We start from the raw sequence: 12,855 nt of genomic DNA, 5'->3' as shown, positions 1-12,855 counted from the left end.
GCGCAACAGCGGGTCGGGAGTACGTCCCTGCTACAGGTATCCATGGTGAACGTCGGACCCTGCCACTACTGTTCCGAGTACTTGTCACTTCGTACAAGGCGTGCTCTCATGACCACAAACACGTGGCCTCGCAACCGCTACACCGGCATCGGCGGTGGGCTCTACACCGGCGTTGGGGGCGGTCTGTACGCCGGCGTTGGCGGCGGTGCCTACACGGGCGTTGGCGGCGGTGCCTACACGGGCGTTGGCGGCGGTGCCTATACCGGTGTCGGTGGCGGTGCCTACACGGGCGTTGGCGGTGGGTTGTACACCGGGCCTGGCGGTGGGTTGTACACCGGCCCGGGTGGCGGGCTCTACACCGGACCCGACAGCAACGTCTACCGGTCGAACCAGCCCCCGATGCGCGTCCTCATCCCCTTCCATCGCCGGCACGGGAAGAACCGTCAAGCGGATGTGCTCGCAAAGGCCCATCGTCTGGATCTCTAAGCCAGCTTCATCAGATCGTCAACGTCGACGAGCTGGCGGCCGAGTGGGTGCGAGATGGCGGTCCTCGAGCGGGATCTCCGACAATTTCGGGGGACACGCGACACGCGGGCGTCGAACTGTGAGCAGCCTCGCTCTGTGTCGTGATCGCGTCCCGGTAGCCGATCCTCCACCGGAAGCGCTCCTCGCTTGGAGCACCAGAATGGCCCTTCGTGGCAAGCTTGCGGCCAGGTTGAGGAGGGATCGCAATGGATGAAGCTGTCTTGTACGACCTTTGCAGTCGCGCTCGACTCGTTCAGGTCCGGATCGTCTCAACCGAAGCAGGGCTCTTGGGCCTCACCGACTTCATCGGTCGTGCTGCTCGCTGCTCGGAGAATTACTCGCACGCGCATCTGCTGCAGCTGATCCAGGCTGCGCCGCGGCCAGTCGGCCTCCGCTACGGCTTCCGTCGGCTGGAAGCCGTCAGCGCGAGTCGGACCGTAGCCCCGGACTCGTTCACCGACATCGAACGCGGCGAATACGAGGCTGCGCAGAGTGCGCTCCTCAAGAGCGTCGGACGCGACTCTGGGGAACCGGCGCCCGGAGCGGTAGGAGTGATGCGGAACGTACTCGAGCAGTTCATTCTGCGCTGGTTCTGAGGGAGAGATCGGGTCGAACGCCACCTCGTTTGACGATCGGCTGACGGACGGTTCTTTGACCCGGAGTGAGGCGGCCGCTCGAGGCGTCGGTGGACCGTGTGAGGATCACCGCGTGGCACAGAGAACAGGGGCACCCACGGCGGACGTTCGAAGGGCGCGGATGCTGAAGTTCCTCGCGCGCGCCGATTGGGTGCTGAAGGGGCGGATATTCGACGCACGCCCGATGGACGCGCAAGGGTGGGAGATGCGCTTCCGGGTACAGCCCATCCCCGGCACCGACCGAGTACAGATCGTCGGCCTCGATCTCGGCGTACCTGACCTCGACGACGATGTCTTGCAGGCCAATGCGGCCCGCTGCCGCGTCTTCTTCGCGATGAAGGAGGACAGCTATCTTCCGACGGTCGTCTCACTGCTGCGACAGTCGGTCGGCGCGCACCGCCGCGCAGAGCTCGATGGGCTGAAGCGCTTCGTCAATGCGAGAGTGAAGAACGGAGATCTCGTTGGCGCCCACATGTACTCCGGCCGAGTGCTCGGTGATAACGGCGAGAACGCTGGCCAGATGCACGGCAACGACCAGATCGCGATGGACTACATCTATGGCCGACTTCTGCACGAGACGCCCGACGCACTGAAACGACTCGACGACGTCACGACGGACGCCACGGTCCGTCACGCAGTCGTCTCGAAGCTGCACGACCTCATGCAGGCGGTGTACTGGACGCGTGCCGAACTGCTACGCGCAGCAGCTGCAAACGACCTCGACTTTGAGCTGCCGGGGGAGGTCCGGAAGGGGCGCGATTCCTTCGGCGGAGTCCTGCCGCAACCTTGAAGAAGCCGGGCGAACTTGTCCCGATAGCTGATAGGCAACCGGACGGCACCTCTGTCACCAACGGCTCGCTAAGCTCCACCCACATCTGGAGTGGCACGACCGATCGATAGGGGTAGCAATGTTGATTCTGCAGTTGCTCGTGCCGGTAGTCCTGGTTGTCGTCGCCGTGCTCATCTTCCTCGCCGCCAGCGGGAGCATGAGTCGAAGCCCGCTACAGGACCAGCAGGACGCCGAGTGGCGGGCGAGGCGTGACGAGCGACGTCGAGCTCGAGTCGAGCGCCGTTCCAGCGATCGGTAGACGATCGCCTATCGGGCACCTAAGAACGGTACGCGCGGGCGTACCCACTTAGCTTCGTCGCGCTCACCGGCATCGACAGTTGTAGTGTCCGGAGCATGGCGCTGGTGCTGACGTGTGGGTTGTCGTTCTCGGGAAAGAGCACGTTCGCTGCCGGGTTGTCCCATGCGTTAGATGCCGAGTTGCTGACCCTCGACCGGATCAACGAGGATCGCGGTCTTCACGGAGGGCAGGGCATTCCGTTGGAGGAGTGGGCGACCACGAACCGGATCGCGCACGAGCGTGCCGGTGGGCTCCTTGCCGCTGGCCGCCACGTCGTCGTTGATGACACTGGGTCGCCGCGCTTCATCCGTGATGAGTGGCGGGCGACCGCATCAGCGGCAGGGGTTCCCTTCGTGCTGGTGTGGGTACAGGTCAGCCCGGAGCTGCAGCGTCAACGAGTCCTAGCCAACAGGGAAAAGCAGGTGCGGCCCGACGTCACAGACGCGGTGCTCGCAGAACACGGCGCGAGCTTCGAAGCACCGGTGGAGGAAGACCCGTTGGTCATCGACGCGACTTCCACGAGTGACCCAGCGATCATCGCGGCCACCGCCGAGGTAATCGAGGCCGCCACCGTCCGGTAGGCGATCGTCAACCGGACGCTCGAGGACCAGAACCGGATCTCGGTGTCGTCGTTTCCGCACCGCTCCGTGTCGTGATCTCGCCTCGGTAGCTGATCGACTATCGGACGAAGGTCAGGTAGCAGAATCAAGGCATGACCCCACCTCCCGCAGGCTTGTCCTGGATCGGTTTCACTAAGGCGCAGCATGACCTCCTCGAAACCTTGCACTTCATCGGCAACAACGGGTGGGATCGGAACGGACAGACCGACGAGATGATGCCGGCACTGCTCGGACGCGCGGCCGCTGAAGAGCTCTCAATCGCGCGGATCAAGGAGGCCATGGCGGCTGTTGGCCACTCTCGTACCGAACTGCACCAACTCGACCGGTGGGAGTCCAAGCGCACGACCGGGAAGTTCGGGCGCTGACACTCACACGCTGCGGCCCGCGTTCGCAGTAAGCCAGGCGATCGGGTCGACTGGTGTTACGCCGCCGAGCATCACTTGCAGGTGCAGGTGCGCGCCGGTGCTGGCGCCGGTGTTCCCGACGAGGCCGACGAGCTGTCCCACGGCGACCTGCTGCCCGGCGCGCAGTGGGGATGAGCCGAAGATCATGTGCGCGTAGAGGGTGGAGATGGTCTGCCCGTCGATCTGGTGGTCGATGATGACGTACTGGCCGTACTCCGGGTGCGTGCCGGAGACGCGGACGGTGCCGGCGGCGACGGCGCCGATCGGGGTGCCGGCGCCGGGGGTGATGTCCGCGCCCTGATGCATGGACGAGCATGTCGCGCACGGGGCGCTGCGTGCGCCGAAGGGTGAGCTGATCCGGATGGCGCCGGCGACGGGCCAGCGGATGTCGCCCGCCCCGGTGTTCACGATCGCACCGGTCGCGGCAGTCGGTGTGGCCGCTTCGCTGTCGGCTGCGGTCGCCGTGCTGGCGGGCTTGGTGGTGGTGATGGTCGGTTTCGGTGCGGGCTTGGTGACGGTGTACCCGTCCCGGTCAGCCGAGATGGTCACGCCGGCAGCGGTGAAGCTCTGCCCCGTGGTGACCGGGCTGATGCCGGGCACCGTGGAGACCGGCCCGGTGGTGGCTTGGGCGGGTAGTGCTGCTGCGGCGAACAGCGCCATCGCTGCGGTGGCTCCGGTGACGGGGATCGCTGCCAGCGCACGGGACCGCAACGTGCGGCCACGGGACGGTGACGCGGGACCGGACGGGGCCGGCAGCGGCCTGACGGCGACTGGGTGGACGCCAGCTCGGGCCGCCGTGCTGGTACGGCGGGGGTGGATGCTCGCTGCGGCGCGTTCCGCGGCGAGAGCTTCCCGGCGGGTCAGCGGGGTGGGAGTGAGTGTCTGGGGGTGGTGCGGGGGCACAGGCATGCTCCAAGAACGAGGACGGTCCGGACGGACCGAAGGAAGAGGGGCTCGACCGGAGTCAAGCGTGAAAAGAAGAAGGGGCCGGTCGCGGGCCGCGGCAGTGAAGGGGGGCACCGCCGCGACCCGCGCCGGGGTCACATCGACGCGAGCATGTCCTTCATCTGGGTGATCTGCTCGGTCTGGCTCGACACGATCGACTTCGCCAGGGCGATCGCGTCGGAGTTCTTGCCCTTGTCGACTTCGGTCTTGGCCATGTCGACGGCGCTGGTGTGGTGCTGGACCATCTGCTCGAGGTAGAGCTTCCCCGCGTCAGCAGCGGAGGCCTTGTCGAGGGCGTCCATGTCGGAGTCGGACATCATCCCGCCCGACATCGAGGAGTGATCCATCCCGGACATGCTCGAGGCCTCCGTGGGCTCACCCCAGGCCTTCAGCCAGCCGGTCATCGTCTTGATCTCCGGCGCCTGCTCCGCCTTGATCTGCTTGGCGAGGGTGACAACATCGGCGTCAACGTCGGAGCCCTTATCGAGGAGCATGTCGCTCATCTCGATCGCCTGCTGGTGATGCGGCAGCATCCCCTGCGTGAACATCACGTCCTGGTCGTTGTGCGCCGACGCCGCCGACGTCGACGAGGACGAGTTGTCGGAAGATCCGGTGCTGTTGGTCGAGCAGCCGGCGAGGGTGAGGCCGATGGTGAGTGCGGCGGCGGCCGCGAGGGCCCGCGTGGTGGTGTGCATTAGAGGTTTCCGTTCCCGTGGATGCGTCAGGTGATCCAGGCAGGCGTGTGCCTACCCGGGGTTTCCGGGCATGCGGGAACTCCCGAGGTGGGGGATCCCGCGGGAAGGAATCAGATGCGGATGATCTGCAACGCCGTCAGTGACGGCGGTTTCGGTGTCGCGACGCGGCGCGCCACCCGGTCAACCAGCGCGAGTAGCCGCGCCAGGACGTAGAGGACCCCGCCGTTCCGGGCGCGCAGCAGCGCCCACGCGAACAGGGCGATCGTCAGCGCGCACGCCATCCCCATCAGCGAACACATCAGTGCACACAGGCCGCCGTCACAGCCGGCATCGCTCAACGCCGTCATGACGGTGCCGGCCGGTGCAGCGGCGTGCTCAGCGTGGCCGGTGGGTGCGCTGTGGGCGTGCTCCGCACTCATGGCGCTCGACGCCGTGGTCATCGCGTGCTCGGAGCCGGTGGTGTGGCCGAGCATGCTGTGCATCAGCACCGTGAATCCGATCAACAGCAGCAACGCCAACGTCGCCGTGACCTGCAGCAGCAGGCGACGATGCGGAGCGTTGGCGGTGAGGAGCATGCGGCTTTCGTGAGTCCGACGGGTCAGGGGTGCGGAGTCCATGGTGCGACAGCAGCTCAAGCGGAAGCAACCGGCGGAGCGGATTCACGGCCACACGGATCGACTTGGGAACACATCACAGGGATCGGCGTTAGACGTCTAGGGTACCCCCAGGGGGTACCAGAACGAGACGTTGACAGCGACTGACGAGGAGCACCATGGACGCGCACGAGCACCACAACATGACCGAGCACAGCGGGAGTCGCGGGACGACAACCTGGTCAATGGCCGCGCAAGCGACGCTGCACTGCCTCACCGGCTGCGCAATCGGTGAAGTCCTCGGCATGGTCATCGGCACCGCAACCGGCCTGCACAACACCGGCACGATCATCCTGTCGATCGTGCTCGCGTTCATCTTCGGCTACGCCCTCACGATGCGCGGTGTCATCCGCTCGGGCCTGACCTTCTCCGCCGCGTTCAAGGTCGCCCTCGCCGCCGACACGGTGTCGATCGCGGTGATGGAGATCATCGACAACACCGTCATCGTCGCTGTCCCCGGCGCGATGGACGCACAGCTGAGCGACTGGCTGTTCTGGGGCTCCCTCGCGTTCGCCCTCGTTGTCGCGTTCATCGTGACTACCCCCGTCAACCGGTGGATGATCAGCCGCGGCCTGGGCCACGCCGTCGTTCATGGCCATCACTGAAGGAGTCGTGCCGCAAGGCTTCTGTTGACTACGCCCTCGTCGCACCGGCACGCACAAGTGGATAGGTCCCAACAATCGCTGAACCGGTCGCGTCTGCTTGTCCGATAGCCGATGGATCACCGCTAGACGACAGCTGTCACCTTCGACGCCGTCCGTTGTCTACTGCCGCCTGACCAGGGGTATTTCCGTATACCTGTCCCGCAAAAATGCCCGGTGAAGGGGCGCTAAACGCTCCACGCCACCCCGGGCGACGAAGGCTAAGGAACCCGCGCCGACATCCTTCTCGACACCGGCATCGCCGTGACGGTCACGGACGCCCCCCGACGACAACCTCGAGCACGAGGACCGGCACTTCGTAGCCGAGATCACGGTGCGTCCGCACGGTGGCGGAGCCTCGCCCGTGACTCGGCCGTGTACGGACCGGAGGCGCGGTGCCAGTCGGCACCGCGCCTCCCGTGCGGGGTGGGGCCGCGTCAGCTCGCGGTGTCCTCGAGCGCGTCGAGCGCGGCCACGTCCTCGGCGGCGAGCACGAAGTCGACGTCGGCGTTCTCGGCGATGCGCGACGGGGTCGTGGACTTCGGCAGCGGCAGGACGTCCTTCTCGAGCAGGTAGCGGATGGCGACCTGGGCGACGGTCTTGTCGTACTTCGCCGCGATCTCGGCGATCTGCTCGTTCTCGAGCAGGCCTCCGGTGGCGAGCGGGGAGTACCCCTCGGTCAGGATGTCGTGCTCGCGGTCGAAGGCGGTCGTCTCGTCCTGGGTGTTGCCGATGAACCAGCGGATCTGGTTGGCGTGCGGGACGACGTCCGTGCGGCCGAGCAGGTCCTCGAGGTCGGTGACGGCGAAGTTCGAGACGCCGATGCTCTTGGTGCGGCCGGCGTCGTAGAGCTCCTCCAAGACCTTCCACACCTCGACGTTGCCGTCTCGGTGGTCGGAGCCCATGTCGCTCCAGGGCCACGGCGCGTGGATCAGGTACAGGTCGACGTGTCCGAGGTCGAGGTTGCGGCTCGACTCCTCGAAGGCGTCGCGGGCGCCCGAGGCCGTCTTGATCTCGGCCGGCAGCTTCGTGGTGATGAAGAGTTCGTCGCGGGGGATGCCGCTGTCGCGGACGGCCTCGCCGACGCTCGCCTCGTTGCCGTACGCCAAGGCGGTGTCGATGTGGCGGTAGCCGAGGTCGAGAGCGGTCTTCGTGGCGTCGTACGCGTCGGAGCCGGACGGGATCTGCCAGGTGCCGAAGCCGATCTTCGGGATGTGCAGACCGTTGGACAGGGTGAACGTGTCGATGAGTGCGGGCATGCAGCGGACAGTACGCCGGTCGGGTTCAGCCACGGTCACGGTGGGGAACCCGAGTGTCCTCGGGCTTGCGCGCACTCGGGGAGGAAGTGCCGGTACTCCTCCTTGCGGGCAGCGGTGCTCACTGCGCCGTCGAAGTCCCTCTCCGGAACAACCCCGACCGCGACGTCCCCGTGGCCACTCCCATCGCAGACGGCGACGATGACGCCGTCCGCTCCGTCGGCTTGAGACAGTGTCGCCGGGCGATGGAGCACCTGTGGAGACAGGTCGTACCAGACGAACGCGTCACCGTCCGGGATGAGGGCACCGGCTTCGGTGACCGTCATCCCGACCGTGACATCCGCACGGGCCGGGTGACCTGCTGTGGAACATCCCGCCAGCAGCAAGGCGCCGACGGCAATGCTGACCGCGCTGATACTCAGGCGCAGGGCGGACATGTTCAGCGGTACCGGATGATGTCGCACGTCACGCGTGCACTGCCCGGGTTGAAGGCGTACAACCAGCCGGAACGACCTGTGACGTAGTCCTTCCCAGCGCCGGTCATGTGCTTCTCGATCTTGTACTTGTAGCGGTTCCCGACCGGGTAGGCGACGAGCATCCGTCCCTTGGGGACACGCTGCCTGCTGCAGGTCACCGAGACGCTCTGTGTGCGGGAAGCGCTGAAGTTGAGCTTGCCCGCGGCCCACTTCCTCGTCGCACCGAACTCCAGACCGATCGTTCGTGTTGCTGCGCGGCCCTTCGTGAGGCCGCAGTTCATCGAGGACGTGCGGGACCCGCAGGATGCGAGGATCTGCGAACCGGTGTGGTGGGACTTCTTCGACTTGTTGACCACCTTGTTGTAGTACCCCCACGCGGCTCGAGGTTCGCGCGGTTGCGTCGCTTCGGCTGCGGTACCGCTGGCGAGCAACAGGGAGATGGTGGCGGCAGCTACGAGGGCGCTCTTGACGGAGGTATTCATGAACGTCGAGCCTGGCCGAGAACTTGCAAAATATGTAGAACATCAAACTTCGATGCAAAGTCGTTACCTGACCTCCGACGTCAGGAAGGGCGTTCCGGGTTGCATGGCGCCCACCTCGAACGGACGGAAGGACGCCCCCCCCCATGCCCCTGAACCCCACCGTGCACGACCGGAAGACCGGTGTCACCCCACCCGGAGAGCCCGGCGGCTTCGAGCTCGCCCTGCTCGACCGCGGCGCCGCCGTGCTGCAGACCTCGGCGCCGCTGCGGGGCTTCGACGTCTACGTGGTCGGGTTCCACTGCGTGAAGGGCGAGCCCGACGTGCAGATGGAGGCGCACCACTTCTGCAAGGTGGTGAACGCCGAGGTGCTGCAGTGCGTGCTCTTCGACGGCAACACCGCCGACGCGAACCTGATCGGCATCGAGTACATCGTGTCCGAGCGGCTGTTCGACTCCCTGCCCGAGGACGAGCAGGCGTCGTGGCACCCGCACAACCACGAGGTGTTCTCCGGTGAACTCGTCGCTCCGGGCCTGCCGATCGCGGTGGAGACCGAGCTGATGGGGCACCTGGTGAACTCGTACGGCAAGACCTGGCACACCTGGCACAGCACCCCGATGGGTTCGCAGCCCGCACACGACCTGCCGGTCGGCGACCCGATGCTCATGTGGTCGTTCAACCGCGAGGGCGAGGTGGACAGCGCGCTGCAGCAGGACCGGAACCGGGCGATGCGCACCGATCCGGAACCGCGCAAGGAGTCGCGGGCGAAGTACCTGGACCGCGCCCACCCGCAGCGCGGTGTCGGCACGATGCGCGACGCCTTCACGGGCACGACCCCGACCCCGGGTGTCGTCGACGCGGACGACGGACGCCCCTGACGACGGACGGGAGGCCCGTGGCGGTGTCGCCACGGGCCTCCCGTCCGGTGTGTGCTGCGGTTCAGCGCGCGGTGCGCGTCCCGATCCGCGGCAGGACGAAGCCGAGCACGATCATCGCGACCGCGAGGAACGCGTGCAGGACGTTGTCGGCGCTGTTGAGCGGCACGAAGTTCGCGCCACCGGCCATGCCCGCGGTGAAGAGCCCGTAGACGAAGAGCACCGCGTAGACGATGCCGCCGGCGACGAGGTACAGGCGTGCGGAGGCTGCACGGCGGGCGGCGAGCAGCCCGACGATGCCGAAGAGCAGGTGCACGATGTTGTGCAGGACGGACACCTGGAACAGGCCCAGGAGCAGGGCCATGGAGCCGTGGCCGGCCATGGACATCGAGCCCATGTCCATGGTGAGTCCGGGGATGAACCCGGCGATGCCGACGATCAGGAAGACGACACCGAAGACGAACGCGCCCCGCTGGGTCCACGTCGAACCGGAGGCGGTGCGTGCGGTTGCTGCGCTGCTGGTCATGATCAGCCCTCTTTTCTGTATGCGCCGCAGTGTGCGGCACACATGACATTCGGAGCGCTTCCCCGGTCGGTTTGCAGGTCAGTGCTCAGCGATCACGGCGGCGGTCACCGCGGTGGTCAATCCGCGCACCAGCAACGCCCGCGATCGGGCGGTCGCGGTGCCGTCCGGATCGCTCCAGGCGGCGCGGGCGAGCCCGTCCACCAGGGTGATCACGGCGTCGGCGACGACGGGCACCGGCTCGGACGGCGTCGCCCCGTGCCGTGCGGTCCAGCGCTCGATCCCGGCGACCACGCCGTCGCGCCAGAGCCGTCGTTCGGCGTCGAGCAGGTCCCCGTCGCCGTCCGGGGAGAGGGCCGTCGCGCTGAGGGCCTCGAGCACCCGGAAGCGCTCGGGCTCGCGCCGCACCAGGTCGAGGTACGCCGAGATCCCCGCCTCGAGCGCCGCGGCGAGGTCGTCGTGCTCGTCGGCGGCCGCGAGCACCGGCGGCAGGACCGCACGCGCCTGCCGTTCGAGCAGCGCGACGACCAGGTTGCGCCGGGCGCCGAAGGCGTAGTGCACGACACCGTGGGCGACGCCGGCGCGAGCGGCGACGGCCCGGGTGGTGAGGCCGCGCAGGCCGTCGTCCCGCACGACCAGGGCCGCGGCGTCGAGCAGTTCCGCACGGCGGTCCTGTCGGCTGCGGTACCCGCGCGACTGCTGGTCCTCGGTCATCACAGGAAGCGTACGGGGCGCGTGCAGGACCGGCCGCGAAGATGAAGTCGGCCACGTGGCCAAATCATCGAGCACCCGAGGAGTCAGCATGGAGACCGTCGTCCGAGCAGCAGGACCCGCCGAGCTCGAGGCGGCCGCGGCCGTCCTCGCCGAGGCCTTCGCCGCCGACCCGGTCCTCGCCGAGTTCCGGCCGCCGCGACCCGGCGAGGACCGCCCCGCCGTGCTGACCCGGCTGTTCGCCGCACTCATCCGGTCGGTGCCGACGTCCGCCCGTCGGGTGGACGTCGCCACGATCGGTGACCGCGTGGTCGGCGCCGCCTTCTGGCAGGCACCCGGTCGGCAGCCCGGAGGCGTCCGGGCCTTCGTGCGGCAGGTGCCGGCGTTCCTCCGGACCCTGGGGCTCGGCGGAGCGCTCCGTGCGGTGGCGCACCTGCGGCGCATGGAGCGCGCCCGACCGGTCACCCCGCACTGGTACCTCGCCGAGATCGGGGTGTCGGCTTCAGCACGTGGTCGGGGCATCGGCGGACTGCTGCTCGGCCACGCACTCGAGCGCGCGGACCGGACGTCGGACGGCGCGTACCTGGAGTCCTCCACCCCGGTGAACCGCCGGCTGTACCGACGGCACGGGTTCGCGGACGGCGCACCGATCGCGGGGTTCCGGGCGGCGACCCCGATCAGCATGTGGCGTCCGGCCGCCGGGTGACCCGACCCCGGGGGACACCGACCCTGTACCGGCGTGCACGAGCGCTGCCTACCGTCCACGGCACACCACGACGAGAGGAAACACCATGGCAAGTGGAGTCGCAGCAGTCTGGGTCCCGGTCAGCGACATGGAGCGCGCCGTCGCGTTCTACCGCGACACGCTCGGTCTCACCGTCAAGGACCAGTCCGACGACTGGAGCGAGATCGACGCCGGCGGCCTGATGATCGGCCTGAACGGGCGCGAGTCCGCCAGCCAGGCGAGCGACGGCGGCGCCGTCGTGTCGTTCCAGCCGGACGGCAGCATCGAGGACGAGGTCGCCGCGCTCAAGGAGCGCGGTGCGGACATCCAGGGCGAGATCAGCGAGCACCCGTGGGGCAAGATCATCCCCTTCAAGGACAGCGAGGGCAACGACCTGCAGCTCTACTCGCCGCCGCAGGGCTGACCCAGCGGGTGCGGGACGCACCCACGGACGGACTGGAGGCCCGTGGCGACGCCGCCACGGGCCTCCAGTCCGTTCTGCGGCCGGCTACGCGGACCCGCGCCAGACGACCTCCGTCGGCAACAGCAGACCGCGTGGACCGTCGTCGGTGCCGCCGATCTGCTCGAGGACCTGGTGCGCCGCCTGCTCGCCGAGCAGGCGCGCCGGCTGCCGCACCGTCGACAGCTGCGGGTCGCACCGCAGCGCCCAGGCGCTGTCGTCGAACCCGACCACTCCGACGTCACCCGGCACGCTCCGGCCGCTGCGCTGCAGGACGTCCATCGCACCGGCCGCGACCGCATCCGACGCGGCGAACACCCCGTCGATGTCCGGGGCTCGCTCGAGCAGCTCGCGCATGCCCTCGGCGCCGGCGGTGTAGCTGAACAGGGGGTTCCGGGCGACGAGGTCGGAGTCGAAGCGCTCGCCGAGTGCCGCGGTGAACCCCGCCAGACGGTCCTGGCCGGAGTCACGGTCGAGTCCCGACGCCAGCATCCCGATCCGGCGTCGACCGGTGTCGACCAGGCGCCGGGTGATCTGCTCGGCGGCGGCGCGGTTGTCGATGCCGATGTACGAGATGTTCGCGGCGTCGGACGGGTGCCCGACGAAGCACGCGGGCATGCCGATCTCCTCGATCGCGCCGGTGATCGGGTCGCCGTCGCGGGCGGACAGCACGATGGCTCCGTCGACGAACCCGCCGCGCAGGTACTCGACCACGCGCTCGCTGTCGCGGGCGGAGTCGACCATGATCGTGACGAGCTGCTGGTCGGCGTCGGACAGGACGGCGTTCGTGCCGATCAGGATGTTGCCGATGTTGGGGTCGTCGAGCACCACGACCGAGGGTTCGTGGACGATGAGCGCGATCGCCCCGGACCGCCGGGTGACCAGGCTGCGGGCGGCGGCGCTGCGCACGTAGCCGACGCGTCGGACGGCGTCCTGCACGGCCTCGCGCGCCTTCGGCGACACGTACGGCTCGTCGTTGAGCACCCGTGAGACGGTGCCGCGCGACATCCCCGCTTCGTCGGCGACGTCCTGGATCGTGGCGCGCTGACGAGCGGATCGGACCTCGGACATGGGGCAACCATATCCGCCACTGAGGAGCCCTCGGA

18 protein-coding genes are annotated in these 12,855 nt (G+C 68.1%); 9 read left to right on the top strand and 9 right to left on the bottom strand.

Features of this window, described 5'->3' with window-relative positions:
- The first annotated feature begins 108 nt into the window (after positions 1 to 108).
- The 5 genes from QRN49_RS05710 (at position 109) to QRN49_RS05690 (ending at position 3,272) form a co-directional block, all read left to right on the top strand.
- Complete coding sequence (locus tag QRN49_RS05710) at positions 109 to 486, top strand: hypothetical protein (RefSeq protein ID WP_284754361.1); 378 nt, start codon at positions 109 to 111, stop codon at positions 484 to 486.
- Between the two features lie 326 nt (positions 487 to 812).
- Entirely contained in the window at positions 813 to 1,121 is a 309-nt protein-coding gene (locus tag QRN49_RS05705) for a hypothetical protein (protein WP_284754360.1), read from the top strand.
- A gap of 160 nt (positions 1,122 to 1,281) precedes the next feature.
- Positions 1,282 to 1,950: a hypothetical protein gene (locus QRN49_RS05700; protein ID WP_111087533.1), complete on the top strand. Its 669-nt coding sequence runs from the start codon at positions 1,282 to 1,284 to the stop codon at positions 1,948 to 1,950.
- Positions 1,951 to 2,343: 393 nt separating this feature from the next.
- Complete coding sequence (locus QRN49_RS05695) at positions 2,344 to 2,868, top strand: P-loop nucleotide/nucleoside kinase family protein (RefSeq protein WP_282818479.1); 525 nt, start codon at positions 2,344 to 2,346, stop codon at positions 2,866 to 2,868.
- A gap of 131 nt (positions 2,869 to 2,999) precedes the next feature.
- Positions 3,000 to 3,272, top strand: coding sequence for a hypothetical protein (locus QRN49_RS05690; protein WP_282818478.1), 273 nt, complete (start codon positions 3,000 to 3,002; stop codon positions 3,270 to 3,272).
- 3 nt (positions 3,273 to 3,275) lie between these two features.
- Here QRN49_RS05690 and QRN49_RS05685 read toward each other — a convergent pair whose 3' ends face one another.
- From QRN49_RS05685 to QRN49_RS05675, 3 genes are all read right to left on the bottom strand, one after another.
- A complete protein-coding gene (locus QRN49_RS05685; protein WP_282818477.1) occupies positions 3,276 to 4,022 on the bottom strand; it encodes a M23 family metallopeptidase in 747 nt (248 codons plus the stop codon).
- Between the two features lie 329 nt (positions 4,023 to 4,351).
- On the bottom strand, positions 4,352 to 4,951 hold the full coding sequence (locus tag QRN49_RS05680) for a DUF305 domain-containing protein (RefSeq protein WP_282820257.1): 600 nt from the start codon (positions 4,949 to 4,951) through the stop codon (positions 4,352 to 4,354).
- A 110-nt stretch (positions 4,952 to 5,061) separates the two neighbouring features.
- On the bottom strand, positions 5,062 to 5,526 hold the full coding sequence (locus QRN49_RS05675) for a hypothetical protein (RefSeq protein ID WP_282820258.1): 465 nt from the start codon (positions 5,524 to 5,526) through the stop codon (positions 5,062 to 5,064).
- Positions 5,527 to 5,723: 197 nt separating this feature from the next.
- Between QRN49_RS05675 and QRN49_RS05670 the strand changes: the two genes are divergently transcribed.
- On the top strand, positions 5,724 to 6,209 hold the full coding sequence (locus QRN49_RS05670) for a DUF4396 domain-containing protein (protein ID WP_284754348.1): 486 nt from the start codon (positions 5,724 to 5,726) through the stop codon (positions 6,207 to 6,209).
- A 473-nt stretch (positions 6,210 to 6,682) separates the two neighbouring features.
- On the opposite strand, the gene QRN49_RS05665 is transcribed toward QRN49_RS05670, so the two are convergent.
- From QRN49_RS05665 to QRN49_RS05655, 3 genes are read right to left on the bottom strand one after another with little or no spacing between them, the layout of a single operon-like run.
- The gene (locus QRN49_RS05665) at positions 6,683 to 7,504 is read right to left on the bottom strand and encodes an aldo/keto reductase (RefSeq protein WP_284754347.1); all 822 of its coding nucleotides are present in this window, start codon (positions 7,502 to 7,504) and stop codon (positions 6,683 to 6,685) included.
- A gap of 35 nt (positions 7,505 to 7,539) precedes the next feature.
- Positions 7,540 to 7,938, bottom strand: coding sequence for a hypothetical protein (locus tag QRN49_RS05660; RefSeq protein WP_284754345.1), 399 nt, complete (start codon positions 7,936 to 7,938; stop codon positions 7,540 to 7,542).
- A 2-nt stretch (positions 7,939 to 7,940) separates the two neighbouring features.
- Positions 7,941 to 8,459 carry a hypothetical protein gene (locus QRN49_RS05655; RefSeq protein WP_284754341.1) on the bottom strand — a complete coding sequence of 173 codons (519 nt, stop codon included), beginning with the start codon at positions 8,457 to 8,459 and terminating at the stop codon, positions 7,941 to 7,943.
- A gap of 143 nt (positions 8,460 to 8,602) precedes the next feature.
- Here QRN49_RS05655 and QRN49_RS05650 point away from each other — a divergent pair, with 143 nt between their 5' ends.
- Positions 8,603 to 9,334, top strand: a complete 732-nt coding sequence (locus tag QRN49_RS05650) for an OBAP family protein (RefSeq protein ID WP_284754340.1) — start codon at positions 8,603 to 8,605, stop codon at positions 9,332 to 9,334.
- Positions 9,335 to 9,395: 61 nt separating this feature from the next.
- Here the strand turns inward: QRN49_RS05650 and QRN49_RS05645 are convergent, their stop codons facing one another.
- The gene (locus tag QRN49_RS05645) at positions 9,396 to 9,857 is read right to left on the bottom strand and encodes a DUF4383 domain-containing protein (RefSeq protein WP_111088312.1); all 462 of its coding nucleotides are present in this window, start codon (positions 9,855 to 9,857) and stop codon (positions 9,396 to 9,398) included.
- A 78-nt stretch (positions 9,858 to 9,935) separates the two neighbouring features.
- Entirely contained in the window at positions 9,936 to 10,568 is a 633-nt protein-coding gene (locus QRN49_RS05640; protein ID WP_163343109.1) for a TetR family transcriptional regulator, read from the bottom strand.
- Positions 10,569 to 10,656: 88 nt separating this feature from the next.
- Between QRN49_RS05640 and QRN49_RS05635 the strand changes: the two genes are divergently transcribed.
- Both QRN49_RS05635 and QRN49_RS05630 read left to right on the top strand, forming a co-directional pair.
- Positions 10,657 to 11,271, top strand: a complete 615-nt coding sequence (locus QRN49_RS05635; RefSeq protein WP_284754337.1) for a GNAT family N-acetyltransferase — start codon at positions 10,657 to 10,659, stop codon at positions 11,269 to 11,271.
- Between the two features lie 85 nt (positions 11,272 to 11,356).
- The gene (locus tag QRN49_RS05630) at positions 11,357 to 11,713 is read left to right on the top strand and encodes a VOC family protein (RefSeq protein ID WP_027467232.1); all 357 of its coding nucleotides are present in this window, start codon (positions 11,357 to 11,359) and stop codon (positions 11,711 to 11,713) included.
- 84 nt (positions 11,714 to 11,797) lie between these two features.
- On the opposite strand, the gene QRN49_RS05625 is transcribed toward QRN49_RS05630, so the two are convergent.
- On the bottom strand, positions 11,798 to 12,820 hold the full coding sequence (locus QRN49_RS05625) for a LacI family DNA-binding transcriptional regulator (RefSeq protein WP_284754336.1): 1,023 nt from the start codon (positions 12,818 to 12,820) through the stop codon (positions 11,798 to 11,800).
- Positions 12,821 to 12,855: the final 35 nt, after the last annotated feature.

The organism is Curtobacterium sp. ME-Dv--P-122a (assembly GCF_030209645.1).
Taxonomy (GTDB): Bacteria; Actinomycetota; Actinomycetes; order Actinomycetales; family Microbacteriaceae; genus Curtobacterium; species Curtobacterium flaccumfaciens.
Note: the sequence above shows the minus strand (reverse complement) of the source record. Positions and strands in the feature narration are given on the sequence as shown.

Coding starts and splice junctions, on each gene's coding strand:
- QRN49_RS05640 (WP_163343109.1), bottom strand. CDS start 10,568: ATGACCGAGGACCAGCAGTCGCGCGGGTACCGCAGCCGACAGGACCGC.
- QRN49_RS05645 (WP_111088312.1), bottom strand. CDS start 9,857: ATGACCAGCAGCGCAGCAACCGCACGCACCGCCTCCGGTTCGACGTGG.
- QRN49_RS05700 (WP_111087533.1), top strand. CDS start 1,282: ATGCTGAAGTTCCTCGCGCGCGCCGATTGGGTGCTGAAGGGGCGGATA.
- QRN49_RS05675 (WP_282820258.1), bottom strand. CDS start 5,526: ATGCTCCTCACCGCCAACGCTCCGCATCGTCGCCTGCTGCTGCAGGTC.
- QRN49_RS05635 (WP_284754337.1), top strand. CDS start 10,657: ATGGAGACCGTCGTCCGAGCAGCAGGACCCGCCGAGCTCGAGGCGGCC.
- QRN49_RS05655 (WP_284754341.1), bottom strand. CDS start 8,459: ATGAATACCTCCGTCAAGAGCGCCCTCGTAGCTGCCGCCACCATCTCC.
- QRN49_RS05695 (WP_282818479.1), top strand. CDS start 2,344: ATGGCGCTGGTGCTGACGTGTGGGTTGTCGTTCTCGGGAAAGAGCACG.
- QRN49_RS05690 (WP_282818478.1), top strand. CDS start 3,000: ATGACCCCACCTCCCGCAGGCTTGTCCTGGATCGGTTTCACTAAGGCG.
- QRN49_RS05625 (WP_284754336.1), bottom strand. CDS start 12,820: ATGTCCGAGGTCCGATCCGCTCGTCAGCGCGCCACGATCCAGGACGTC.
- QRN49_RS05660 (WP_284754345.1), bottom strand. CDS start 7,938: ATGTCCGCCCTGCGCCTGAGTATCAGCGCGGTCAGCATTGCCGTCGGC.
- QRN49_RS05665 (WP_284754347.1), bottom strand. CDS start 7,504: ATGCCCGCACTCATCGACACGTTCACCCTGTCCAACGGTCTGCACATC.
- QRN49_RS05680 (WP_282820257.1), bottom strand. CDS start 4,951: ATGCACACCACCACGCGGGCCCTCGCGGCCGCCGCCGCACTCACCATC.
- QRN49_RS05670 (WP_284754348.1), top strand. CDS start 5,724: ATGGACGCGCACGAGCACCACAACATGACCGAGCACAGCGGGAGTCGC.
- QRN49_RS05630 (WP_027467232.1), top strand. CDS start 11,357: ATGGCAAGTGGAGTCGCAGCAGTCTGGGTCCCGGTCAGCGACATGGAG.
- QRN49_RS05710 (WP_284754361.1), top strand. CDS start 109: ATGACCACAAACACGTGGCCTCGCAACCGCTACACCGGCATCGGCGGT.
- QRN49_RS05650 (WP_284754340.1), top strand. CDS start 8,603: ATGCCCCTGAACCCCACCGTGCACGACCGGAAGACCGGTGTCACCCCA.